The organism is Flavobacterium fryxellicola, from assembly GCF_900143245.1.
Lineage (GTDB): Bacteria > Bacteroidota > Bacteroidia > Flavobacteriales > Flavobacteriaceae > Flavobacterium > Flavobacterium fryxellicola.
On record NZ_FRDK01000012.1, the window covers coordinates 60,521 to 86,155 of the forward strand.

21 protein-coding genes are annotated in these 25,635 nt (G+C 34.6%); 11 read left to right on the forward strand and 10 right to left on the reverse strand.

Annotation, left to right across the window (positions count from 1 at the left end; all coding sequences use genetic code 11):
- Positions 1-378 precede the first annotated feature (378 nt).
- From BUA03_RS14610 to BUA03_RS14625, 4 genes are all read right to left on the reverse strand, one after another.
- On the reverse strand, positions 379-2,793 hold the full coding sequence (locus tag BUA03_RS14610; protein WP_066080688.1) for a ribonucleoside-diphosphate reductase subunit alpha: 2,415 nt from the start codon (positions 2,791-2,793) through the stop codon (positions 379-381).
- A gap of 274 nt (positions 2,794-3,067) precedes the next feature.
- Positions 3,068-4,045, reverse strand: a complete 978-nt coding sequence (locus BUA03_RS14615) for a ribonucleotide-diphosphate reductase subunit beta (RefSeq protein ID WP_066080813.1) — start codon at positions 4,043-4,045, stop codon at positions 3,068-3,070.
- 263 nt (positions 4,046-4,308) lie between these two features.
- Positions 4,309-4,875 (reverse strand): DUF3109 family protein, encoded by a 567-nt coding sequence (locus BUA03_RS14620; RefSeq protein WP_066080690.1) that lies wholly within the window; start codon positions 4,873-4,875, stop codon positions 4,309-4,311.
- Positions 4,876-4,960: 85 nt separating this feature from the next.
- Positions 4,961-5,773 (reverse strand): hypothetical protein, encoded by an 813-nt coding sequence (locus tag BUA03_RS14625; RefSeq protein ID WP_066080693.1) that lies wholly within the window; start codon positions 5,771-5,773, stop codon positions 4,961-4,963.
- 190 nt (positions 5,774-5,963) lie between these two features.
- Between BUA03_RS14625 and BUA03_RS14630 the strand changes: the two genes are divergently transcribed.
- From BUA03_RS14630 to BUA03_RS14640, 3 genes are all read left to right on the forward strand, one after another.
- On the forward strand, positions 5,964-6,539 hold the full coding sequence (locus BUA03_RS14630) for a MarC family protein (protein WP_394333645.1): 576 nt from the start codon (positions 5,964-5,966) through the stop codon (positions 6,537-6,539).
- 125 nt (positions 6,540-6,664) lie between these two features.
- Positions 6,665-6,865 (forward strand): hypothetical protein, encoded by a 201-nt coding sequence (locus BUA03_RS14635; RefSeq protein ID WP_066080695.1) that lies wholly within the window; start codon positions 6,665-6,667, stop codon positions 6,863-6,865.
- Positions 6,866-6,870: 5 nt separating this feature from the next.
- Entirely contained in the window at positions 6,871-7,476 is a 606-nt protein-coding gene (locus tag BUA03_RS14640) for an FAD-dependent oxidoreductase (RefSeq protein ID WP_066080698.1), read from the forward strand.
- 245 nt (positions 7,477-7,721) lie between these two features.
- Here the strand turns inward: BUA03_RS14640 and BUA03_RS14645 are convergent, their stop codons facing one another.
- The 3 genes from BUA03_RS14645 to BUA03_RS14655 form a co-directional block, all read right to left on the reverse strand.
- Positions 7,722-9,290, reverse strand: a complete 1,569-nt coding sequence (locus BUA03_RS14645) for a S41 family peptidase (RefSeq protein WP_066080701.1) — start codon at positions 9,288-9,290, stop codon at positions 7,722-7,724.
- Positions 9,291-9,355: 65 nt separating this feature from the next.
- Positions 9,356-9,787 carry a deoxycytidylate deaminase gene (locus BUA03_RS14650; RefSeq protein WP_066080703.1) on the reverse strand — a complete coding sequence of 144 codons (432 nt, stop codon included), beginning with the start codon at positions 9,785-9,787 and terminating at the stop codon, positions 9,356-9,358.
- 2 nt (positions 9,788-9,789) lie between these two features.
- Positions 9,790-10,383, reverse strand: coding sequence for a HupE/UreJ family protein (locus tag BUA03_RS14655; RefSeq protein WP_066080819.1), 594 nt, complete (start codon positions 10,381-10,383; stop codon positions 9,790-9,792).
- Between the two features lie 179 nt (positions 10,384-10,562).
- Here BUA03_RS14655 and BUA03_RS14660 point away from each other — a divergent pair, with 179 nt between their 5' ends.
- Positions 10,563-10,994 carry a TerB family tellurite resistance protein gene (locus BUA03_RS14660; protein WP_066080707.1) on the forward strand — a complete coding sequence of 144 codons (432 nt, stop codon included), beginning with the start codon at positions 10,563-10,565 and terminating at the stop codon, positions 10,992-10,994.
- 48 nt (positions 10,995-11,042) lie between these two features.
- On the opposite strand, the gene fbp is transcribed toward BUA03_RS14660, so the two are convergent.
- On the reverse strand, positions 11,043-12,062 hold the full coding sequence (gene fbp, locus BUA03_RS14665) for a class 1 fructose-bisphosphatase (RefSeq protein WP_066080710.1): 1,020 nt from the start codon (positions 12,060-12,062) through the stop codon (positions 11,043-11,045).
- A gap of 250 nt (positions 12,063-12,312) precedes the next feature.
- On the opposite strand from fbp, the gene BUA03_RS14670 reads away from it, so the two are divergent.
- From BUA03_RS14670 to BUA03_RS14685, 4 genes are all read left to right on the forward strand, one after another.
- Positions 12,313-12,822 carry a GNAT family N-acetyltransferase gene (locus BUA03_RS14670; protein WP_066080713.1) on the forward strand — a complete coding sequence of 170 codons (510 nt, stop codon included), beginning with the start codon at positions 12,313-12,315 and terminating at the stop codon, positions 12,820-12,822.
- Positions 12,823-12,882: 60 nt separating this feature from the next.
- Positions 12,883-14,139 (forward strand): aspartate kinase, encoded by a 1,257-nt coding sequence (locus tag BUA03_RS14675; RefSeq protein ID WP_066080716.1) that lies wholly within the window; start codon positions 12,883-12,885, stop codon positions 14,137-14,139.
- 191 nt (positions 14,140-14,330) lie between these two features.
- Positions 14,331-17,774, forward strand: coding sequence for a hypothetical protein (locus BUA03_RS14680; RefSeq protein ID WP_066080719.1), 3,444 nt, complete (start codon positions 14,331-14,333; stop codon positions 17,772-17,774).
- 96 nt (positions 17,775-17,870) lie between these two features.
- Positions 17,871-18,938, forward strand: a complete 1,068-nt coding sequence (locus tag BUA03_RS14685; protein ID WP_066080721.1) for a glycosyltransferase — start codon at positions 17,871-17,873, stop codon at positions 18,936-18,938.
- A 68-nt stretch (positions 18,939-19,006) separates the two neighbouring features.
- On the opposite strand, the gene BUA03_RS14690 is transcribed toward BUA03_RS14685, so the two are convergent.
- Positions 19,007-20,068 (reverse strand): sensor histidine kinase, encoded by a 1,062-nt coding sequence (locus BUA03_RS14690; RefSeq protein ID WP_066080723.1) that lies wholly within the window; start codon positions 20,066-20,068, stop codon positions 19,007-19,009.
- Positions 20,069-20,752 (reverse strand): response regulator transcription factor, encoded by a 684-nt coding sequence (locus tag BUA03_RS14695; RefSeq protein WP_066080726.1) that lies wholly within the window; start codon positions 20,750-20,752, stop codon positions 20,069-20,071.
- A gap of 177 nt (positions 20,753-20,929) precedes the next feature.
- Here BUA03_RS14695 and BUA03_RS14700 point away from each other — a divergent pair, with 177 nt between their 5' ends.
- The 3 genes from BUA03_RS14700 (at position 20,930) to BUA03_RS14710 (ending at position 25,506) form a co-directional block, all read left to right on the forward strand.
- Positions 20,930-23,680 (forward strand): TonB-dependent receptor, encoded by a 2,751-nt coding sequence (locus tag BUA03_RS14700; protein WP_066080728.1) that lies wholly within the window; start codon positions 20,930-20,932, stop codon positions 23,678-23,680.
- Between the two features lie 179 nt (positions 23,681-23,859).
- The gene (locus tag BUA03_RS14705; protein ID WP_066080730.1) at positions 23,860-25,065 is read left to right on the forward strand and encodes a hypothetical protein; all 1,206 of its coding nucleotides are present in this window, start codon (positions 23,860-23,862) and stop codon (positions 25,063-25,065) included.
- A 102-nt stretch (positions 25,066-25,167) separates the two neighbouring features.
- Positions 25,168-25,506 (forward strand): T9SS type A sorting domain-containing protein, encoded by a 339-nt coding sequence (locus BUA03_RS14710; protein ID WP_066080733.1) that lies wholly within the window; start codon positions 25,168-25,170, stop codon positions 25,504-25,506.
- The last annotated feature ends 129 nt before the right edge of the window (positions 25,507-25,635 follow it).

A 25,635-nucleotide genomic window follows, 5' to 3' on the forward strand; every position in this document is an offset into this window, starting at 1 on the left:
TAAAAAAATAAAAGATTGCAACGAATAGCAGGAAATAGCTTCAAAAAAAAACAGCTACCAAATGTGATAGCTGCATTAAAATTAAATATTTTTTTTGATTCGAATTTTAAAACAACTTCCGTCAGTTTTACAAATTCTTCTTCCATTTCTGGTTGTAATACATTTTCTAAAAATATACTCACAACTATCATCCTGTTTTGGACTCATATTTGAAAAATTAAAATTTAACAATAAAGAAGTCCTTTTTTTACCAAAATATTTTATATTTGATGTGTTAAAAATCAATACATTTTTGGTTATAGAATAGAACTTCAATTCTATTATCTATAATTGATTAAAAAAAGGCTTCAACTCGAATTGAAGCCTTTTTTATTTTATTTAAGACCCACACATTTCGCATTCGTCTGGACCGGCGTTTTTAGACAATTCAATCATGGCTTTGTATTCATCAGAAGTCATTTCTACTGCTTCTGCTACTGCAGGAACAGCTATTGATTGCTCTTTGATCTCAATAGGCTCTGCTTTTTTATCGTTGTTTAATGTAAATTTAATGGCATCCACCGCAGCTTTTGTTCTTAAATAATACATTCCTGTTTTCAATCCAGATTGCCAAGCGTAGAAATGCATTGATGTCAATTTAGAATAATTGGCATTCTGCATGAATAAGTTCAATGATTGTGATTGATCTACAAAATAACCCCTTTGACGTGACATATCGATAATGTCTTTCATCGACATTTCCCAAACGGTTTTATATAATTCTTTCAAGTCTTGAGGAATATTTAAGTCCTGAACAGAACCGTTATTTCGCATCAATTCTTGTTTCAAAGTTTCGTTCCACAAACCACGTTCTACTAAATCGTGCAATAAATGCTTGTTTACGACAATAAATTCTCCCGAAAGTACTCTTCTAGTATAGATGTTAGAAGTATATGGTTCGAATGCTTCGTTGTTACCCAAAATTTGAGATGTTGAAGCAGTTGGCATTGGAGCTACTAACAATGAGTTACGAACGCCATGTTCCATTACTTCTTTTCTCAACGAAGCCCAATCCCAACGACCTGACAATTCCTCATCTTTCATTCCCCACATATTGTATTGGAATTCCCCTTGAGACATTGGCGATCCTTGAAAACTAGAGTAAGAACCTTCTTCTTTAGCCATTTCCATAGAAGCGGTTACGGCAGCAAAATAAAGCGTTTCGAAAATTTCCTGGTTCAGTTTTTTAGCTTCATCACTAGTAAATGGCAAACGCAACATAATAAAGGCATCTGCTAATCCTTGTACTCCTAGACCTATTGGTCTGTGTCGTTTATTAGAATTTTCCCCTTCTTTTACCGGATAATAATTTCTATCAATAACTTTATTTAAGTTTCTGGTCACACGTTTTGTAACGGTGTACAACAATTCGTGGTTGAATTTCTTGTCTTCTACAAACATGGGCAAGGAAAGTGAAGCCAAGTTACAAACTGCAATTTCGTCCTTAGAAGTAAACTCCATAATCTCCGTACACAAATTCGATGAACGAATGGTTCCCAGATTTTTCTGATTTGATTTTCTGTTTGCTGCATCTTTGTACAACATATAAGGTGTTCCAGTTTCAATTTGCGATTCTAGAATTTTCTCCCACAATTCATGCGCTTTGATGGTTTTTCTACCTTTTCCACGTTTCTCGTAATCAATATACATCGCTTCAAATTCTTCACCATAAACATCATACAATCCGGGACATTCATTAGGACACATTAAGGTCCAATAACTGTCTTCCTGTACTCTTTTCATGAATAAATCCGAAGTCCACATCGCAAAGAATAAATCTCTGGCGCGCATCTCTTCTTTTCCTGTATTCTTTTTTAAGTCTAGGAATTCAAAAATATCAGCATGCCACGTTTCGATGTAAATCGCAAAACTTCCTTTGCGCTTTCCACCACCTTGATCCACATATCGTGCTGTATCGTTGAATACTCTCAACATAGGAACAATTCCGTTTGAAGTTCCGTTGGTACCACGAATGTAACTTCCTGTTGCACGAACATTGTGAATAGAAAGCCCAATTCCACCTGCAGATTGCGAAATTTTTGCGGTTTGTTTCAACGTATCGTAAATCCCATCAATACTATCGTCCTGCATCGCCAAAAGGAAACAAGAAGACATTTGCGGTTTTGGCGTACCTGCGTTAAACAATGTTGGAGTAGCGTGTGTAAAGAATTTTTTCGACATCAAGTCGTACGTTTCAATCACTGACTTCAGATCGTCTAAGTGAATTCCAACTGAAACACGCATCAACATGTGTTGTGGACGCTCCACAATTTTACCGTTTATTTTTAGCAAATACGAACGCTCTAGTGTTTTAAAACCAAAATAATCGTAGTTGAAATCTCTATTGTATATTACATGGGAATCTAAAAACTCCGCATTTTCCATAATCACTTTATGCACTTCATCAGAAAGCAACGGAGCATATTGTCCGTTTCTTGGATTTACATAGTTGAACATATCAGTCATCGTTTCCGAGAATGATTTTTTAGTATTGGAATGCAAATTCGAAATCGCAATTCTCGCTGCCAATTGTGCATAATCCGGATGCGCAATCGTCATGGATGCCGCTGTTTCGGCTGCTAAATTATCTAATTCTGACGTAGAAACTCCATCATAAAGCCCTTCAATTACGCGCATTGCTACTTTCACAGCATCTACTAAATCATTCAAACCATAGCATAGCTTTTTAATTCTATCCGTGATTTTGTCAAACATTACAGGCTCTTTGTGACCGTCTCTTTTTATTACGTACATACTTTTATTTGTTTTTAAAAACAGAAAATCCCTTCGCTGTTCTTCGTTATTTGTTATTTGTTATTCATTACGAGGAACAAAGCAATCTCATTTATTGCATTGTTTACTCATTTTTTAGTGCTGATTTGAGGTAAAAGTTCAATTTCTTTTTTAGGAGCTAGTCCCGCTGTCATTCCAATCTTTTTATTTTTTAGTCCTGCTACGCTGGGACTAAAAAATAAAAAGGATTTTCCCTTCCATCGGGGCTAAAAAAAATTTACTACAGATAAACTAATTAAAAATCAGCGTCAAAAGTTATTTTTTGAGCCTCGATATCTGTATTCATCACCCCCGCTTTTTGATATTCAGCTACTTTCTTTTCAAAGAAGTTTGTTTTCCCTTGAAGCGAAATCATATCCATAAAATCAAAAGGGTTTGTAGTGTTGTATTCTCTGTCGCAACCCAATTCCACTAATAATCTATCCGCTACAAACTCTAAATACTGTGTCATTAATACCGCGTTCATCCCAATCAAACTCACTGGAAGTGATTCTGTAATAAATTCTCTTTCGATATTCAAAGCATCTACAATAATACTTCTAATCCTTTCTTTCGGTACTTTATTCACCAAGTGATGGTTGTGTAAATGCACGGCAAAATCACAGTGAACGCCTTCATCACGAGAAATCAATTCGTTAGAAAATGTCAATCCTGGCATTAAGCCCCGTTTTTTCAACCAATAAATAGAACAAAATGCCCCTGAAAAGAAAATTCCTTCTACCGCAGCAAATGCAATCAATCTTTCGGCAAACGAATCCGATTCAATCCATTTCAAAGCCCAATCCGCTTTTTTCTTAATCGCCGGAAAAACTTCTAAAGCATTAAACAATTCATCTTTTTCAGCTTCATCTTTTACGTAAGTATCAATTAATAACGAGTACGTTTCACTATGAATATTTTCCATCATGATTTGGAAACCATAAAAGAATTTTGCTTCGGCATACTGTACTTCGTTTACGAAATTCTCCGCTAAATTTTCATTTACGATTCCATCAGATGCAGCGAAAAACGCAAGAATGTGCTTCACAAAATAACGCTCTTCATCAGAAAGCTTGTTATTCCAATCATTCAAATCTTGAGACAAATCTATTTCTTCAGCAGTCCAAAAACTGGCTTCCATCTTCTTATACCATTCCCATATATCATGATGTTTAATTGGAAAAATTACGAAACGGTTTTTATTTTCTTGTAAAATTGGTTCAACTTGCGTCATAATATGATAGTTTATTTTTTGAAATTTTAACGAAATTTTAATCATTTCGTGAGTTACAAAGATTGTGAAATATTGCCGAAATTAAAAGCCAAACTTATTCACAATCCGGTTTAGTTTTTAACAAATAGAGAAATCCTGATACTTTTCATACGAATTTTAAAGCGCTATAAATGAGTGATTTAAAAAATTAAAACAACAAGGACGTACCGTAAAATATAGGATTTTTAAAATGTAATATTACAGAAAAAGGTTTTTTTTGAAAACTATTTTTTCATGTCTGCAGCTACCTTTTCAAGCTCAGCATACCAGTCTTCACCGAACCTTCTAACTAAGGCTTCTTTGACAAATTTATACACCGGCACTTCGAGTTCTTGACCTAAAGAGCACGCTGGATCGCAAATATCCCATTTGTCATAATTAACGGCAGCAAACTCCGTAAAATCTTTTACACGAATTGGATACAAATGACAAGAAACTGGTTTTTTCCAATCAATAATTCCTTGATTGTATGCTTGCTCAATACCACACAATGCGGTTTTACCGTCAAAAATCACATAGGCGCAATCTTTGTTATCAATTAAAGGCGTTTCAAGCTCTCCATCGGTGCCCTTTACCCAAGTGCCCTGCGCTTCAATAGCAGCAATTCCTTGTTTGCGTAGAAACGGTTTAATCTTTGGATATATAGATTCGAGGATTTGAGTTTCCTCCAGACTTAAAGGCGCTCCAGCGTCGCCGTCTACACAGCAAGCACCTTTACAAGCGGTTAAATTACAAACAAAATCTTTTTCGAGTAAGTCTTCTGAGACGATGGTTTTTCCTAGTTGAAACATTTGGCAAAGGTATTCAAAGAAATTCAAAAAAGCACTTCAGCAAATCATAAATTCGCAAACCAAACCAGACAAATTACAAAGCAAATTACAGGAATGTATAATCCGATTTAACAAATGAACTGGCTTTTTTATCTAAACTAATGCATGTCATCGTAGTGATTTGACCTTTGTTTTTTAAATCTTTCATGCTCATAGTCATCAGTAAAGGTTTATCTTCTGGCTTGAAATAATCTTTCAAAACAGCAGGATTTTTTTGCTTTTGCTGTGCGCTAAACAAATCCGAAAAACTCACTCGAGCTTCATTGGTGTAGTAAAAAACCATGGTAAAATCTTTGCTCATAGCTTGAATTCCTTTACAATTATAACCCATAATTACTTTATTGGGAAGTGTTTTATATGAAAACGATTCGTTCTCCTTTTCATTCCCTTTTTCTGTCGTTCCAGAATAATCAGGCGTTTTAGTTGCCATAGCTACCTTTTGCTTTTCTTGCTCAAACGTGGTAATCATCAACTTGTTTTTATTGTCAATAAGCATTACCATCTCTGCAGCATCTCTCATTTTAAAACCAAAATATTCCGCATCAGGCTCCAAAAAATAATCTACAATCATCGCTTTTCTATTTTCACTTTGAATTTCCAAAGAATACTGCCAACTAAATGCATAGGAATTTGGAATTAATGCGGCATCCACTTTACTTTTACCATAAGCCATCGCCATGGCGTCAGCATTCAAAATAATGTCTAACGATTTTTCTGTTTCTTCTTGTACTTTATCCACCGCTTTCTGTCCCAGTTTGTCTTCCACTTTTTTTTGCAATTTTTTTAAAATTTGCGCTTCTACTCCATCGCAAAAAAGCAATAAAAATACACTACTAAAAACCCAAACTATCTTTTTCATAATACTATCTTTAAGAATAAATACAAATTTACAATTTGATTTTCAGATAGTTACGTTTTTAATAGAAAAATAGAATAAGAAAAAGAAGGCTTTTTTTTACAGCAGAAATACCACGTCTGTAAATATAAATTTCACCTAGCCTTTAACCAACCAAAATTCAATACTTTTGCATTTGAAAGAAACACAAATTATGGAATTAGATATTAGAGAAATAATAACCGTCGGAATGGTGCTTTTTGCAGTAATTGATATCGTAGGATCAATCCCAATTATTGTTGATTTAAGGGCAAAACACGGACATATTGAATCTGAAAAAGCCGCTATTGTTGCTGCTGTCATCATGATTGTTTTTCTTTTTGCCGGAGAGGAACTTCTAAAATTAATTGGAATCGATGTAAACTCTTTTGCAGTTGCGGGTTCATTTGTGTTGTTTTTTCTGGCGTTAGAAATGATTTTAGGAATTCGGATTTATCGTGATGAAGAAGCAAGCTCGGCCTCTATCGTTCCATTGGCATTTCCACTGATTGCAGGAGCTGGAACCATGACTACTTTACTTTCCTTGCGCTCTCAATATTACACTATTAATATTGTGATTGCCATAATCTTGAATATAATTTTGGTTTACATTGTTTTAAAATCATCCTCAAAAATCGAAAAAATGCTGGGAGAAAACGGACTTGGAGTCATAAGAAAGACTTTTGGTGTAGTACTTCTGGCTATTGCTGTTAAATTATTCGCTGCGAATGTTAAAGGTTTGTTTGTCTAAAATATATTTTCCTAAATTTACCCCATAATGTGACACTTTAAAAACAGATAGATTTTTAGGGAATTTCATTTCAGTATCAAGAACCCAACAATCTGTTCCTTTCAAAACAAAAACAATAACGTATTATGAAAATTTTCACTAACATATTGGTGTTTTTAGCAATTGCTCTAATCCTATTTAATGTTACTTTGCTGGATTTTAGAAATCCATTCCAAGGAGAGAGTGCTGTTGCTTTTATTGGAATCGCAGCTTCTTTTTGCGCTGTAATGATTCTGCTGATCTTTAGAATATCCAAAAGAATCGAAGAAAAAACCAATGAAAAGTAATCATTGTGTTTGATGTTTTAATTATCGGAGGTGGCGTTTCAGGCATGTCATGCGCCCTCGTTTTGGGTTCCGCAAAAAACAAACCTTTTGTAGCTAATAAAAAAATCGGCATTTTTACCCATCAAAAAACAGCTTCTCTTCAAGAGGCTTTATTTAACAATGCGTATGGAATTCCTGCTGGAACATTGGGATCTGACTTACTTAAAGAAAGTACTAAACAGCTCTCAGACTCCTATCCGCACGTGATACAAATTCCTAATGAAAAAGTCCTTGCTATTGAAGGCGAATTTCCAGAATTTACCATTACCACAAATAAAACAAGTTATAAAACCAGGAGGATCGTAATTGGAGTCGGTGCCGCAAATACTTTTTCCATAAAAGGTGTATTGCAGTATGTTGAACCTCACCAAAAATCTCTTCCGGAAAAACAGAGAGTACAGTTAAAAAATAAAGATCACAAAGTCGCTGAAGGAATTTATGTAACTGGCACTTTAGCAGGCTGGAGAAGCCAACTATCTATAGCTGCAGGAAGTGGCGCAGCAGTCGCAACAGACATTCTCACGTTGTGGAATGACGGTGTGCAAACACACGCTCATGATAGTATTAGATAACTGATTTTAATTTGTATTTTAAGATTAAACTTTTGATTAAGTAAAAAGACTTACAACTTTTGCTTTTTGCCGTCTGTTTTTCTTAAAACACCCGTAATCCTTCCTCTTTTTTTTCGAAATAAAAATAAAACGCAGTGGCGAACCCCTTTCCTTAACAAACTCCATTATTCGATGCAACTTACGTCAAAACGCATTTTTGCACTAAAAAATGAAAACCTTATGTATTTCTTTTTCTAGAAGATGTTTTATTTCAACACAGCTTTAATCATGGCATCTTCCGCCAACACAATCTGGTAGTAATTGCTTTCACCAAACAGTTGGCGAGCAAACTCCGCAGTCAGGTAACGTTTAACCACCGATTTGCTCTTTCCAAAATTCAAATCTAATCCATTACCAAAAATAAACTTCTGAAACGCGTTGAAATACAAATCAGTCCCCTTCATTTTAGCTTGAAACTGATCAAAAGATAAGCCTGTAAAAGCACCTCTATTTTTGTCCAATTGTTCGAATACAAAATTACCTACGATTCCAGATTGCAGTAAATAGGCCGTACTTTCATTTCCATGTTCTACTTCAAGAGGCACAAAAACATCGGGCACAATGCCGCCTCCACCATACACTAGTTTACCTTTTTTTGTCTTAAATTTTATGGTATCCGAGACTTTTATACTGTCTTTTTCAAATAATTCTCCATTTTCAAAACGCGCTTCTGATTCTTTAAAATAAGCTTCATTTCCCTTAGAATATGGTTTTTGAATTGAGCGACCTGTTGGCGTGTAATATCTTGCAATGGTTAAGCGGACTGCGGAACCATCAGCAAAATCCATTTCTCGCTGTACCAGTCCTTTTCCAAATGAACGGCGTCCCACAATAGTTCCCCTGTCATTATCCTGAATCGCACCTGCTAGAATTTCACTGGCTGATGCACTATTTTCGTTGATTAGAACAAAGACATTCCCTTTCTCAAAATTCCCTTTCCCAGTTGCGAATGTTTTGTCAATAGTCCCATTTTTGCTTTTTGTAAAAACAATCAGTTGTTGGTTTGGTAATAATTCATCAGCGATTGCTATGGCTTCTTCCATGTAGCCTCCACCATTATCCCGAACATCAATAACTAGTGTTTTTGCCCCTTGTCCTTTGAGTTTTCCTAAACCTATCATAAACTCTTGATACGTAGTTTCGGCAAATCTATTAATCTTTATATATCCTGTAGTTTTATTTAAAAGTAAAGCCACGTCAACGCTCTTTATAGGAATTACATCTCTTTTAATTCTTAGTTTTAATTTTTTTCGCTCTGATTTCCTGTAAATAGTAAGCTCAATGTCAGAACCTACTGATCCCTTCAACTTAGCATACAAGCTGTCAGTAGGTAATTTTCGACCAAATAATTTAGTTTTATCCGCATACAAAATTCGATCTCCGGATTTTATTCCTGCTTTTGCCGAAGGTCCGTCAGCAACTGGTTTTATCACTGCAACAGAATCTTTGTACATGTAAAAATTCACGCCAATACCCACAAAATTCCCTTTCATACTCTCCGCCACCTCCAGTTGTTCACTAGGTGGTATGTAAACGGAATGCGGATCAAGTTTTGCCAGAATAATATCAACAGTAAGATTTACAATAGAATCTGTATTGACATCATCAACATATTCGTTGTCAATGAAATCAATGAGTTTATTGAGCTTGCTTTTCGAATTATTTTTGACTAGGTAATCCGCTGTATCAGGAAAATTCAATACTCCACCTAATACAATGCCTAAGGCAAATGTCGAGAAAATAATAATGGGTAAATATGTAGCTTTAAATTTCATTTGAAGATCCAATTAATTTTTAATGAAAGACAGCCATGTCTCTCTTTATAGAACTTACTTTCTCTTTATTCTTCTAATACTGGAATGTGCTCTACCTCAACTCCAGCTTTTATCAAGAACTGAATTCCAGAATCATCCCGATATCCGTTATGATAGACTACTCTTCTTATTCCGGATTGGTGAATCAATTTACTACATTCCTTGCAAGGTGAAAGCGTAATATATAAGGTAGCTCCTTCACAGGATTGTGTAGAACGGGCTACTTTTAATATTGCATTTGCCTCGGCGTGTAAAACATCCCAACGGGTTAATCCTTCTTGATCCTCACAACAATTTTCAAAACCAGTAGGGGTTCCGTTATAACCATCAGAAATAATCATACGATCACGCACAATAATTGCGCCAACTTGTTTGCGTTTACAATAAGATAGAAGACTCCATTCCTTAGCTATTCTGAGGTAGGCTTTATCGTATTTATTTAATTTTTTTTCGTTCATTTCTATCTCTTCCAGATTTCACTTTCCACAATCATTGGTATCACTATTCCTATTATAAACGCTGACATGACGAGAGTCCAATCGCGTTTCGAAAATCGAAAAACGGTTTGAACGATATACGACAGTATTAAAACGACAAAAACGACTACAATTTGAGCCGCCTCAATCCCTAAAGCAAATTCACCTAAAGGCAAAACTTTAGAGGTCGCGCTGCCTCCTAGAATTGATTTAAAGTAGTTTGAAAACCCCAAACCATGAATTATACCAAAGAAAAGCGTGATAAAAAACACCAAATTGATACTTTCTTTTTGGTTGGTTTTTCCTGCAGTAAAAAGATTAAATAGCGCTGTTATTAATATTGTTATTGGAATTAGCAACTCGACAACATTTACTTTTATAGCAATTATACCAAAAACAGAGAGCAACAACGCCATTGTATGCCCAACAGTAAAAAGGGTTACCAAAAGGACGACGCGTTTCCAATCCTTGAAAGAGAAAGGCACTGCAAGTGCGATTAAAAATAAAACATGGTCGTAAGCATGAATATCTAAAACGTGTTTTAATCCTATTTGAAAGTAAATCCAAAATTCTGACATCGGTAAAATATTAGGTTGATAAAGGGGTTGTAAACTTACGATTAATTTTGAAAAAGTATCCTTTGAATATTTAAATAAATAGAATTCTAAAGAGAACATAGTAAAAGAAAAAATATAAAAAAATTAAAATCAATAATTTAAAAATAGATTTATCTTTGCAGGATATAAAACCAATAATTATGTCATTTTCAGATTTATTTGATAGCGAATTTAAGCAAAGAAATAGAGGCCATTTTTCATCAATTGTCCGTGTAGCACTTACTGACGAGAAGTTTTCTCCAGAGGAAAAAGCATTTTTAGACAAACTGGCAGTTCGATTAGAAATTTCTCCAGCAGAATATGAGGAGATCCTAGAAAATCCTTTGAAATATCCAATCAATCCTCCTTATTTACACGAGCAAAGAATAGAGCGTTTGTATGATTTAGCACGAATCGTTCATGTAGATCATCATCTAGGAGACAAACAGGAGTTACTCCTCAGAAAAATTGGTGTAGGTATAGGGTTTAATGCTGACAACATACAATACATTGTAGATAAAGCTCTTAAATTAGTAGATAAAGAAGTAGATTTAGATACTTTTATTTTTGAAATGCGAAGCATGAATAAATAGTAAAAGTGATAAAAAAAAGCTTCCGCCATGGCGGAAGCTTTTTGCTTTTTAGTATTTGCTTAGTTTTGCTTTATGCATAAATTCCTCCGCTTTTTCGACCATATTATAGCTTCCACAGAAAAAAGGCACCCGTTGATGCAGTTCTGTTGGCTCAATTTCCATTATTCTTTCAAATCCATCTGACGCTTTTCCTCCTGCTTGCTCCACGATAAAGGCTAGCGGATTACATTCATATAATAATCTTAATTTCCCTTTGGGTGCTTTAGAACTTGTTGGATATAAATAAATACCGCCTTTGATCATATTTCGATGAAAATCAGAAACTAAACTGCCAATGTATCGAGAAGTGTAAGGTCTGTCGCCTTCTTCCAGTTGGCAATATTTGATATAATCTTTAACGCCCTGTGGAAAATGAACATAGTTTCCCTCGTTGATCGAATAAATGTGTCCGTCTGTTGGGAAATGCATTTTTGGATGCGACAAATAAAAGGTTCCGATAGCTGGATTCAGCGTAAATCCATTGACTCCATGTCCTGTTGTATAAACTAACATCGTCGAAGTTCCGTAAATCACATATCCTGCAGCTACCTGATTGATTCCAGGTTGCAAAAAATCTTCCATTGTAACTGGAGTACCTATTGGAGTGATTCTCCTATACACTGAAAATATTGTTCCAACGGAAACATTTACATCAATATTAGATGAACCATCAAGTGGATCCATCAACACTACGTATTTGTTATTATGACTGTTATCACTTCCTTCGACAGTAATAAAATCATCATTTTCTTCAGAAGCAATGCCACATACTATTTCCCGGTTGATTAAAGTTTGTATAAAAACTTCGTTAGCGTAAACATCCAGTTTTTGCTGATCTTCGCCTTGAATATTTTGTTCTCCAGCCGCTCCAACAATATCTACCAGACCCGCTTTATTTACTTTGTAGTTGACCACTTTGGCAGCCAAACGGATGGAGTTAATGATTCGGGATAATTCGCCTGACGAATACTGAAAAGCATTTTGATTTTCAATTATAAATTCTCCTAGTGTTTTGTTGCGTTCTTCCATTACGAAATCGATGTAGTTAATTTGAAGTCACAAAGATCGTTTTTTTTGTGAAAATGATTTGAATAATATGAACTTAGTTTATCACTATTGTATATTTGCTGAATAAAACATAAATTTAATATGTATCAGTGTAGTTTTATTGCATTTTCGAATCAATAAAATAAAATATTATGAAATCAACCTTTATAAAGTTGACCACAAACCATGCTGAAAACTGCGAATTTCTTAACATTACAAATACATACCACACATGAATATTAGAAAAGGTACTCCCAACGATATGGCGGCGGTTTTAGGTCTGATCCAAGAATTAGCCGCATTTGAAAAAGAACCAGATGCCGTTCTTGTAACTGTGGACGATTTAATTCGCGATGGTTTTGGCCCTGTTCCTCTTTTTCATGTTTTTGTAGCAGAAGTTGAAAATGAATCGAAGGATAATCAAGAAGCAAAGCAAATAGTAGGCATTGCTTTGTATTATTACCGCTTTTCCACTTGGAAAGGAAAAACAATCCACTTAGAGGATTTAGTAGTTAAAGAGACAATGCGCGGCACGGGATTAGGCTATGCTTTGTATTCTGAAATTATAAAACAAGGTAAGAAGGATCAGGTTCGACGAGTAGAATGGAACGTTCTAGACTGGAATACTCCAGCGATTGAATTTTATGAGAAATCTGGAGCTAAGGTTCTTCGTGATTGGTACGTGGTACAAATGGATGAAGCAGGAATCAATGATTTTGTTAAAAATAAAATAAGAAAATAAATTTCTAATTCCACTTGAAAGTTAGGTTTTAGATTTCTAAATAAAGGAATTTTTATTAGTATGAGAGTATTCAAATTTGGTGGCGCTTCTGTAAAAGATGCCGAAGGAATTAAAAACGTATACGACGTTCTTCAAAAAGTGGGTTATGAAGATGTCTTGCTCGTGGTTTCTGCTATGGGAAAAACGACAAATGCATTGGAACTGGTTATTAAAAATTATTTCGGTAAATCGGATGAATTAAATTCATCGGTTCAGGAAGTAAAAAAATACCACAATCAAATTTTGTTGGATTTATTTGAAGACGAAAAAAATGAAGTTTTTGCAGCTGTAAATGCTCAATTTGCTGATTTGGAATATTTCTTGGCCCATAATAAATCTCCAAATTATAATTTTGTTTACGATCAAATTGTTAGTTATGGCGAGTTAATTTCGACTACTATCCTAAGCCAGTTTATGAATTTCATGGGCATTAAAACTCAATGGCTGGATGTTCGTAATTTTATAAAAACGGATGCCAATTACAGAGATGCCGAAGTAGATTGGGAATTGACGCAAAAGAATATTGCCAAAAACGTAAAACGTAAAATACTGAATATTACACAAGGGTTCTTGGGTTCCGATGAGAATAATTTCACAACCACTTTAGGACGAGAAGGTTCTGATTATACTGCGGCAATTTTTGCTTATTGCTTGAACGCGGAAAGCGTAACCATCTGGAAAGATGTACCTGGAGTAATGAACGCCGATCCAAGATACTTTGAGAACACAAGTCTATTAAATCAAATTTCGTATCGTGAAGCCATTGAATTAGCGTTCTATGGCGCAACCGTTATTCACCCAAAGACATTGCAACCGCTACAAAAAAAGGAAATTCCTTTGTATGTTAAGTCCTTTATAAATCCTTTACTAAAAGGAACTAGTGTATCTAAAGGCGTTGCTTTAGAACCGTATTTACCTTGTTTTATTGTCAAAAGAAATCAACTTTTGATTTCGCTATCTTCTATAGATTTCTCTTTTATCATGGAAGAAAACATCAGCGAAATTTTTGCTTTGTTTCACCAATTTAAACTTAAGGTAAACTTAATCCAGAATTCGGCTATTAGTTTCTCTGTCTGTGTAGAGGATAAATTTGACAATTTCAAAGCACTAAAGGCCATTTTATCTAAAAAATTCAAAGTAGAATATAATGAAAATGTGACGTTATACACGATTAGGCATTTCAATGATTCCGCAGCACAAACGGTTGAAAAAGAAAAGGTAGTTTTGTTGAAGCAAGTCAGTCGGGAAACCATGCAAATCGTGACCAAAGAAGTTTAAACATGCGGTACCATTTTTAAAAACGGGCATCAAAATTTTATTTTGTTGCCCGTTTTTATTTTTTTCAAAGTCTAAAAAAGAGCCCAAATAGGGATTTTCTGTCTTTATTTAAATCCAAATTTTCTGAGAAATACATATTCTGATTATCAAATTATAAATACTACTTTTGATCCTTTCGAGTTATAGTATTTATGTTGAAAAAATTGCTTTTTTGGATTCTAATCAGTTGTTTTTCTGGGCTTCACGCACAGCAAACCAATTCGTTGTACAAAACCAAAAAAATCTTTCCTATACGCGACACCATTCACATTGAAAATGAAAGTATTAATTCTAGTTTTTTCAAATTGCTTGACGCCAATGGCAAACCCATTGACAGTACTTTATTCATAGTAAATTTTGCTAAAGGAACTTTAATTCTAAAGGAAAATAACACTTTCAATTCGGATTCCCTCACTTTACAGTATTTAAAATTTCCCGAACTATTGACTAAAGAATACCGGATTTACGAAACCAGCAAAGTGGTGAGTAATGAAGCTGGATTAGGGGATTTATATGCTATAGACAACAAAAATGCGAAAAAAAACATTCCTTTTGACGGACTGAATACTTCGGGGAGTATTACACGAGGTGTGACTATAGGAAACAATCAAAATGCCGTTTTGAACTCCAATCTGGATTTACAAATCACAGGAAAAATTTCAGAAAAAGTGAGTTTGAGAGCCTCGATCCAAGACAGTAATATTCCGCTGCAAGACGGTGGCTACTCTCAAAAATTAGATCAATTTGACAACATTTTTATGGAATTATTCAGCGATGAATGGAATATACGTGCTGGTGATATTTTTCTAGAAAACAATAAAACGCAATTCCTAAATTTCAATAAAAAAGTCCAAGGCTTAGCCACAAACTTCAACTTTGGAACCGCAGCAAATAAAACGAATGTATTTGCATCAGCAGCATTAGTTCGCGGACAATATGCCAAAAGTAATATTATAGGACAGGAAGGCAATCAAGGCCCTTACAAACTAAAAGGACAAAATGGCGAACTGTATGTTTTAGTCGTTTCCGGTTCAGAACGGGTTTATGTCAATGGAATTTTATTAAAAAGAGGCGAAAACAATGACTACACCATCGATTACAATGCCGGCGAAATTGTATTCACACCGCTTTTTACTATTACTTCAGAAATGCGCATCGCGATAGAATACCAGTACTCCGATCGCAATTACACTCGGTTTGTGACTTATGCTGGGGCTACCCATGAAAACAAATCATGGAGTTTTGGAGGCTATCTGTATTCAGAAAATGATTTAAAAAACCAACCATTACAACAAAACCTTTCTCCTGAACAAGCCCAAATATTAGTCAGTGCCGGAGACGATCCCAATTTAATGACAGCACCTTCTGCCTACGTTGACACGTATTCTGAGAACAAAGTGCTGTATCGAAAAACAATCAGCAATGCCACTGAAATTTTCGAATATTCAAATGATGCTCAACAGGAATTATTCAATGTGCGCTTTACTCTTGTAGGCTCCCAAAATGGAAATTACGTCCTGTCTAATGCAGCTACAATAACTCGGGTTTATGAATTCATTGCTCCTATAAACGGGATTCCTCAAGGAAATTATGAACCAATAATCCAACTGATTGCGCCTACGAAAGTACAAGTTGCAACGTTTTTAGGAAAATACAAACCTACAGAAAAAACAGCTGTTGCCTTTGAAATTGGGATTAGCAACAATGATAAAAATTTATTTTCGGCTATTGACGATGCCAATAACAAAGGCTTAGCAGCGAAAATAAATGCCAAGCAACGCATTTTTTCTAAGAAATGGCAAATGGATGCTTTCGCTAATTATCAATTTATTCAGAACGAATTTAGGTCCGTGGAACGAATTTATAACATCGAATTTGATAGGGATTGGAACTTAGGAACAACCGCTATCGGAAATCAAAGTTTACTCGTTACCGGATTGCAATTAGATTTAAATCCAAAACCAAAATCTACAGACAAAGGGCTGCTCGTATATCAGTTTGAAAAACTAGATTTTTCTGAAAATTTTTCGGGTAGCAGGCACGTTTTAAATGGATTATTTCTAGTAAAAAATTGGACCTTTCAAAATCAAGGAAGCTATCTCAAAAGTGACGCTAGCCTTTACGTATCCCAATTTTTAAGAAACCAATCTCAAATGCGATTTCACTTTGATAAAAACTGGGTTGGATCCAGTTTGCGATTAGAGAACAATCAGGAAAAAGACAAAACAACGAAACAATTTTCGGCCTTAAGCCAAAAATTTACAGAATATGGTCTTTACGCTGGACGTGGCGATAGCACCAAGGTTTTTGTTGAAATGGGCTATTTAAGAAGAGTGAATGATAGTTTGCAATCCCAAAGTTTCGGGAGTTTGATTCAGCGCGTAAATTCCTCACATACGCTATTGCTAAAATCCAAATTGATTCAAACCAGTAAAAGTGATTTATCCATTTATGCCAATTATAGAGTTTTAGATTTTGTAGCTGCAACACGAAAAAAAGAACCTACATTAAACTCCAGAATAGTGTACACGGATCGTTTTTTTAATCAATTAGTACAAAGCACAACGGTCTATGAAACGAATTCAGGAAGTATTCCGCAACAAGAATTTACGTATCTGGAAGTTTCGGCGGGACAAGGCGTTTATACTTGGAACGACTATAACGGCAATGGAATTCAAGAATTACAAGAGTTTGAAATTGCGCCATTTATCGATCAGGCAAAATTCATTCGCGTTTTCTTACCCAATAGGATTTACATAAAAACACATCAAAATAAGTTCTCACAATCCCTAACCTTAAATCCAAATCAATGGCAAAACGAAAAAGGATTCAAAAAATTACTCTCTTATTTCTATAATCAAACTGCCTTTATAATCGACAGAAAAAACAGAAATGAAGGTGCTAATTTCGAATTAAATCCCTTTGGTGGATCTGAGGAGAACGTGTTGGGATTGAACTCCAGTTTAAGAAACAGTTTGTTTTACAATCGAGGGAAGCAAAAACACTCGACAACGTATTCATACTTTAAAAACAAAACTAAAAACTTATTATCCATTGGTTCGCAAGAAGCCACAAACAATTCGCATCAATTACAGTACAATCATTTGTATCAAAAAAGCTGGCTTTTTGGTTTTTTTGCAAAAACAATTCATACCACCATTCAATCTGAGAATTTCGCGGAGAAAAATTACGATATCAACGGGTATCAATTGGCTCCAAAAATCAGTTATTTGTTTTCTAAAAGCACCAGTTGGGATCTTTTTTATGAACTGCAAAGGAAAGAAAATCAAATAGGCGTTTCAGAAACATTATTACAAAATCGTTTTGGTACTGCTTTTTCTTATGCAGGAACTAAAAAATTTACAATGAACGGGGAGGTTTCTTTTTACCAAAATAAATTTGAGGGAAATGAATTCTCTGCTGTTGGATTTCAAATGCTGGAGGGATTACAAACGGGACAAAACTTGACTTGGAGATTGCTTTTGCAAAAAAATATTACACAATTTTTAGATATAAATTTTAATTACCAAGGTCGAAAAAGTGAAACAAGCCAAGCCATTCATACGGGAAACGTTCAACTAAGAGCTTACTTCTAGTAGTGTAACTTAATGGTTTGATAATCCCTTAGCAATATGTAAAACGGACTCATTGTCTAACTTTAAAATTAAAAACAGCAACCCTATCTATTGCAAATGGATTTAAAAACAAACCAAAAGACCATACTAATCGCACCATTAAATTGGGGATTAGGTCACGCTACCCGATGTATTCCTATAATTAAGGCGCTGTTAGAAAATAATTATACGCCCATAATTGCGTCCGACGGCATTGCATTAGCATTACTAAAAAAAGAATTTCCTAACGTACAAGCGTTAGAACTTCCCTCTTATCAAATAGAATATGCTAAAAAAGGTAAAAATTTTAAATGGAAGTTATTTATAAACGGTTCGAAGACAATTAAAGCCATTCGAAAAGAAAAAATAATAATTGAAAATTGGATTAATAAATATGGTATTAACGGCATTATTTCAGACAATAGATTAGGTGTATTCAGCAAGAAAGTGCCATCAGTTTACATAACGCACCAATTGAATGTGCTGACAGGAAATACCACATGGTTAACGAGTAAGATGCATCAATATGTTATAAAAAAATACACAGAATGCTGGGTTCCAGATCTTGCAGGTTCGCAAAATTTAAGTGGAGAATTAGGCCATGTTGACCATTTAAACTGCCCGATTAAATATATAGGCCCATTAAGCCGACTGCAAAAAAAACTTATGCCAAAAAAATATGACTTATTGATTATTCTTTCTGGACCGGAGCCTCAAAGGGGCATATTGGAAAAGCATCTAAAAAAAGAAATACTTCAATTCAAAGGAACAGTGATTTTCATTGAAGGCAATATAGAATCGGAGCAAAAAACGGTTATAAAAGGAAATGTAACCTACTACAACTTTATGAATTCAAGCGAACTGGAACAAGCTTTTAACGAAAGTGAAATGGTGTTATGCCGCTCTGGTTACACCACCATAATGGATCTTGTCCAGCTGAGAAAAAAAGCTTTTTTCATTCCCACTCCAGGGCAATACGAGCAGGAATATCTAGCTAAAAAATTGAAGAAAGAAGGTTTGGTTCCTTATGCCAATCAAGATGATTTTAGAATGGAGGATATTCAAGAAATCCAAGAATATAAAGGATTGCCTCGATTGCATACAACTATTGAATGGCCTGCTTTATTTCAGGTTTTTGAAAAATAACTGACTGTTTTAAAACAAAAAAAACCGATTCCTCTGAAACGGTTTTTTAAAATATAAAAAGGGTGACGCTAGTTTAATTTTTTGATGACTTTTGCTTTTTCAAGCGTAAAAGAAAATTCAGACCCAACGCCAAAGGTGCTGTCAATATAAATTTTCTCATCGTGCGCCTCAACAATGTGCTTTACGATGGACAGTCCCAATCCAGAGCCACCTTCTGTTCTCGCGCCACTTTTATCAACGCGGTAAAAACGTTCAAAAAGTCTTGGAATATTTTTTTTCTCTATTCCTTCACCGTTATCGGTTACTCTAATGATTACTTTATGCTCCGTTAAATCTTCGATACTCACCTCGGTTGAGCCTTTTTCTTTTCCATATTTGATTGAATTTACAATAAGATTCATGACTGCTTGTTGGATTTTTTCTTGATCTCCAACCACCAGCACAGGCTTATTGTATTTCATATCAAACATGAGTAGAATATCTTTTTTGGAAGCTTTCATTTCTAACAAATCAAAAACATTTTGAACTAGTTTAACAATATCGAACTCGGCGATCTCTAAATTAAGCTCTCCAATTTCGAGTTTAGATATCATATCTAAATCCTGTACAATATAAATAAGTCTTTCCACCCCTTTTTCAGCGCGTTCTAGGTATTTTTTGCGAATTGTTTTATCATTCATCGCTCCATCAAGTAAAGTAGACAAATAGCCTTGAACCATAAAAAGAGGTGTTTTGAGTTCATGAGAAACGTTACCAAGAAACTCTCTTCTATATTCTTCCCTACCTTTTAAGGTTTCGATTTCCAGTTTTTTATCGGTAGCAAATTTTTTGACTTCACGTGTAAGTGTCGCCATGTCGGTTGTTATGGGTTGGTTTCTAAAAGTGCTTGACTCTAATAAAGAGACATCATCGTATATTTTTTTCACCTTTTTATAAATGAAACGTTCCACCCGATATTGAATAACTACAAAAGAGAATGTTGCTATAGCCAATGCGAAAATCGAGCTGAACCGATACGAAAAGGTAAAAAATAAGTAGGTCAGAAAACTAACTAATCCTGTAGAAAAAAGAGTAATATACAGCGCCGACTTCACGGCAAAGCGATATGTTTTTTTAAAATTTATTGTCATTTATACTTCAAACTTGTATCCGACTCCTTTTATTGTTTTGAATAATTCTTCGCCAATTTTTTCGCGTAATTTTCTGATGTGGACATCAATCGTTCTTCCACCAACAACAACTTCGTTGCCCCAAACTTTATCCAGAATTTCATCTCGTTTAAATACTTTTCCGGGTTTTGAAGCCAACAGATAAAACAGTTCAAATTCTTTTCTAGGCAATGCGATTTCGATATTATCTTTTACAATTTTGTATTCTTCGCGATTAATTTCGATACCACCCACATTCAGTGTTTCACTATTTTGTTCTTTTTCTTTCAAACGGCGCAACAAGGCTTTTACTTTGCTAACTAATAATTTAGGCTTGATTGGTTTTGTGATATAATCATCTGCACCGGCATCAAAACCAGCAACTTGAGAATAATCTTCACTTCTAGCCGTTAAAAAAGTGATGAGCACATTACTGAGTTCAGGAATTTTACGAATGTTCTCACACGCCTCCATGCCATCCATTTCTGGCATCATGACATCCATTATGATAAGGTCTGGGATTTCCTTTTTGGCTTTGGCTACAGCTTCTTTACCATTTGCCGCTGTAATGATCTGATATCCTTCCTGAGAAAGGTTGTACCCTACAATTTCTAAAATATCCGGTTCATCGTCAACTAATAGAATCTTAGTGTTTTTTTTCTTCATAAAGCGTCAAAAATTTATTTTGCAATGTAAATGTAAACATAAAAGGGGTATTGAAAAGCTGTTAACCGTAATTTAATATTGGAGTGACTTTGATACCCAAAACAAAACATAACCATAACAAGCCAATAACTTACGTTTCACATTTCAGGCGTTACTTTGCAAAAAAATTAAAACCAAATGAAATTCAAGTTACTATTTTTCACGTTATTACTAACAGCTATTTCTTTTTCACAGAATAAAGGAACGATTACTGGAACGTTAACAGACAAAGATGCTAATAATCAATCCTTACCTTTTGCTAACGTTCTCCTTAAAGGAACTAGTATAGGAACTAATACTGATATTGATGGTAAATACACTTTAACAGTGCTACCGGGAAGCTATACTTTACAACTTAGTTTTGTGGGTTATGAATCAGTAGAGATTCCTGTGACAGTGACTGCCAATGAAACTATAACAGTAAGCAAAGCGCTGGGTTCTGCCGGATATAAATTAGAAGACGTAGTGGTTCGCTCTACCGTAAACAGGCAAAAAGAAACTGCCTTATTATTAGACCAAAAAAATGCGGTCGAAATAAAACAAACTATTGGAGCCCAAGAGCTTTCTCGTAAAGGTGTAAGCGATGTAGCAACAGCCGTAACTAAAACTACTGGAATAACGAAACAAGAAGGTTCTGGAAATATATTTGTCAGAGGTCTAGGAGATCGCTACAACTCTACCACCATGAATGGTTTACCAATTCCATCTAATGATCCAGAAAAGAAGAATATCAATTTAGAAATTTTCTCCACTGACATCTTGGAATATGTTTCTATTGACAAAGTATATAATAGTAAATTATACGGTGATTTTGCCGGAGGAAATGTAGACATTGTATCTAAAGATTACAAAGGAAAAGGTTTTCTTAAAGTTGACATTGGATCAAAAGTAAATACGAATGCAATCAGCGAAAACAACTTTTCATTACAAAAAGGACCTAGCAGTTTTGGTTTTAGTGCGATTTCGGTACCAGCAAGTCCTTTGACGCAATATAATTTTGGGTCTTTGCAACTAGATAGTAAAACTCCACTAGGAAGTTCTATTGCTATTTCTGGAGGAAAATCATACAACTTAGGAGCAGAAAGTAAACTTAATGTTTTTGCAGATGTGTCTTTTGGTAGTGACTTTACATCAAGATCTGATGGTTCAGCTAAAGGAAATGTAACTGGCGATGGTATAGTTAACAAAAATTTTGAGAATTATTCTTCAATTAGCTACAATACTAACTTCACGAGTATGGCTAATATTGGTTATAAAATAAATAACGATAACAAGATTAACTTCAATTCCGTTTTTATAAATAATTCATCTCAGAGTAAAGAAGAATATGCCGGGTTTATCATTGATATTGCAAACGATGGTAATGGTTTAATTCGTCGTAACAAGTATGAAAAAAATAGTTTGTTCATCAATCAATTGTTAGGAGAACATAAATTAGCGGAACGTTCTAAATTAAACTGGGGAGCTTCTTACAACATGATTAAAGGAGACATGCCCGACAGAACTCAAAATATTTTTAGAAAAGAACCTAGTGGATATGTTTTATCTAGTATTTCTTTTCCTGACAATCACAGATATTTTCAAAAATTAACAGAAGATGAAGCCGCTGCAAATATTTCTTTTGATTATAAATTTAATAAATCAGAAGACGATACGTACAATGGTAAATTTACTTTTGGTTATAATGGTAGATTTAAAACCAGGAATTTTGAAGCGTCACAATTTAATTTTAGAGCAACCAATGCATTCCGTGGGACACTAGTAGATCCAAATAATTTAGATTTATTTTACAACCAGCAAAATTTCAGCAATGGCAATTTTGAAATCGCAACCTTCCGTGGCGGACCTCAAGTTCCAAATGCATTAGATCCGCAAACCTATAACGGTGATCAGTTTATAAATGGTGCTTTTTTGAATACGGAATATAAATTTAAAAAGTTAACTACCGTAGTAGGATTAAGAGGAGAGTATATTTTTCAAAAAGTAGACTGGAATACGCAATTAGATCCAGATGGTGGCTTTAATGAATTAGAAAAAATTGCTTTTTTACCAAGTGTAACAATGAAATATGAACTAAACGAAAAACAAAATTTACGTTTTGGGTTTAGTAAAACCTATACGCTACCACAATTTAAAGAAAGAGCATTGTTTGTTTACGAGGATGTTACTGAGGTTAAAGTAGGAAATCCAAATTTATATGCATCTGATGATTATAATTTTGACTTAAAATGGGAGATGTTTCCAAAAAGCGAAGAATTAATATCAGTAACCGCATTTGGTAAATACATACTTAACCCAATGAATGAGGTAACAATTGCGTCATCAACAAATGACATTTCATTTATTAATACTGGGGATTTTGGTTATGTTGCTGGTGGAGAGATTGAATACAGAAAATTACTTTTTGATTTTGATCAAAATAATGCTAAAAAATTATCAGCAGGTATCAACGCTTCTTATTTGTATAGTAACCAAGATTTAAGTACTGAAAAAGTAATAAGAGAAACGGATTATAATGTAGTTTTTACTGATACTGAAAGTAAATTTACTGGTGCATCTGATTTGTTATTGAACGCAGATATCTCGTTGCTAAACGAATGGAACAATAAAGAAGGAAGTCTAAACACCACCTTAGCTTACACCTACTTTTCAGATAGAGTTTATGCTATTGGTACAAATGACAAGGGGAATCTAGTAGATAAATCATTTGGTTCACTAGATTTTATCGCTAAATCTAAATTGAATAAAAATTTAGGAATTGACTTTGTAGTAAAAAATCTTCTAGATCCTACTATAGATCGAGTACAAGAGAACAGATCAGGAGATATAAATGTCTTATCCTATAAAAAAGGGCTATTATTTAGCATCAACTTAAACTATCAATTTTAATATAAAAGAGCAGCTTCAACTGCTCTTTTTTTTTACAAAAAACGTTCTTAACAATGGAAACGTTAAGTTAACAATAACCTCGAGTTAATTTAAACAAACAGTCACAGTGCCTTAACTTCCGTAAAGCAAACTTACCTGACCTTTGACAAATCTAAACAAACACAAATTATAGTACAATCATGAAAAAATCAATTTTACAAATTTTAGGAATTTTAACTGTATCAGCAACTTTAGTAACAAGTTGTACATCCGATACTAATGGATCTGATAGTCCTTCGTCAACATTTGTCGTTACGCCTAATGATTTTAAAGGGACAATTACTGAGGGAGAAGTTGTGTTAGTCGCTGGAACGACCTACAAATTGTCTGGAAAAATTCAAGTCAATAGTGGTGCTACTTTAACTATTCCTGCAGGAACAATAATTGAAGGTACTGGCGGTACAGCATCATATATCGCCGTTGCTCAAGGTGGAAAACTAAATGTAAATGGTACAGCAAATAAACCAGTTGTAATGACAAGCGGACTGGCTACTAAAAAAGCAGGAGACTGGGGAGGTTTAGTAATATGTGGTAAAGCACCTATCAACCGCGTAAGTGGAGGAGCTAGTACTGCACAATCTGAAGTTGCAGATTTAGCTTATGGTGGTACAGTGGCCAATGACAATTCTGGATCTATCAGATATTTGAGAATAGAATATGCTGGTGCAGCTTTTAACAGTGAAAAAGAATTTAACGGAGCTTCATTATTTGGAGTAGGTTCTGGAACAACTTTCGAGTATGTTGAGACTTACCAAGGTGCAGATGATGGTTTCGAATTTTTTGGAGGAACAGTTAACACTTCTAATTTAATTTCTTTCGGTAATGAAGATGATCAGTATGACTGGACTGAAGGTTGGTCTGGTACCAACACAAACTGGTACGGAAAAATAGCATTTGGAAAAGGAAACAGAGGAATTGAAGCAGATAATTTTGAATTAGGTTTCGCTAATACTCCCATTGCTAACCCAACAATTACGAATCTTACATTAGTTGGTCCTGGAAGTACTGCTTCATCATTAATATACACGGAAAATCAAGGTTTAAAATTGAGAAGAGGAACAAAAGGAATTTTTTCTAATGTAGTATTAAGCTCTTGGGCTACAGGTGTTGATATAGAACATGATGAAAGTTTAAATGCAATCGGAACTGGTCTTAAAATTACTGGAATAAACTTTATAGATGTCACTACTAAAACTAAAGGTAAAAAGACAGCTGTAGCGCCTGCTACAAGCGGAGTTAGCGCAGATGCCTCCTTAGTTCTTGCCTCTGAAATAAGTACTGCAACTGGAGCAGGAAATGGAGTAAATGCTCCTTCTTGGTCTACAGGATGGTCTGTTGGACTATAATTAAAACATTATGTAATACTAAACATCCTGAGCAATCAGGATGTTTTTTTTTGGTATGCTTTTTGAAATATATTTTGTATATTTACTATTCAAACTAATCTGATGGCAAAAAACTACTTTTATACAATTACATTATTGGTTTTTTTATTATCCCTTAGCATTAGTGCTCAGGAAAATAAGCAACAACCAAGAACACAAGAAACCGCTTCTATTGAAGGTTTAAGCTTGTACCCAAACCCAGTGAATAATGGCAAAGTCTACGTTACCACAAAAAACGATCTCGATAAAGAAATAATTATCTTTGATGTTTTAGGTAAAAAAGTACTTCAAACCGTATTGAGCTCAAGAGAATTAAATGTTTCTACGCTTTCTTCTGGTGTTTACATCATCAGGATTAATGAAAGGGAAGCCTCCGCGACCAGGAAATTAATTATAAGATAATTTAAAAAATAAATACAAAAGCTCCATTCCTATTGAGGGCACTGAAAAACATCGTCTGTTTTGATTTGTGTCATTTTTATAGACCAAAAAAAACGCTTATAATCGAATTTTTAAGATTCGTTATAAGCG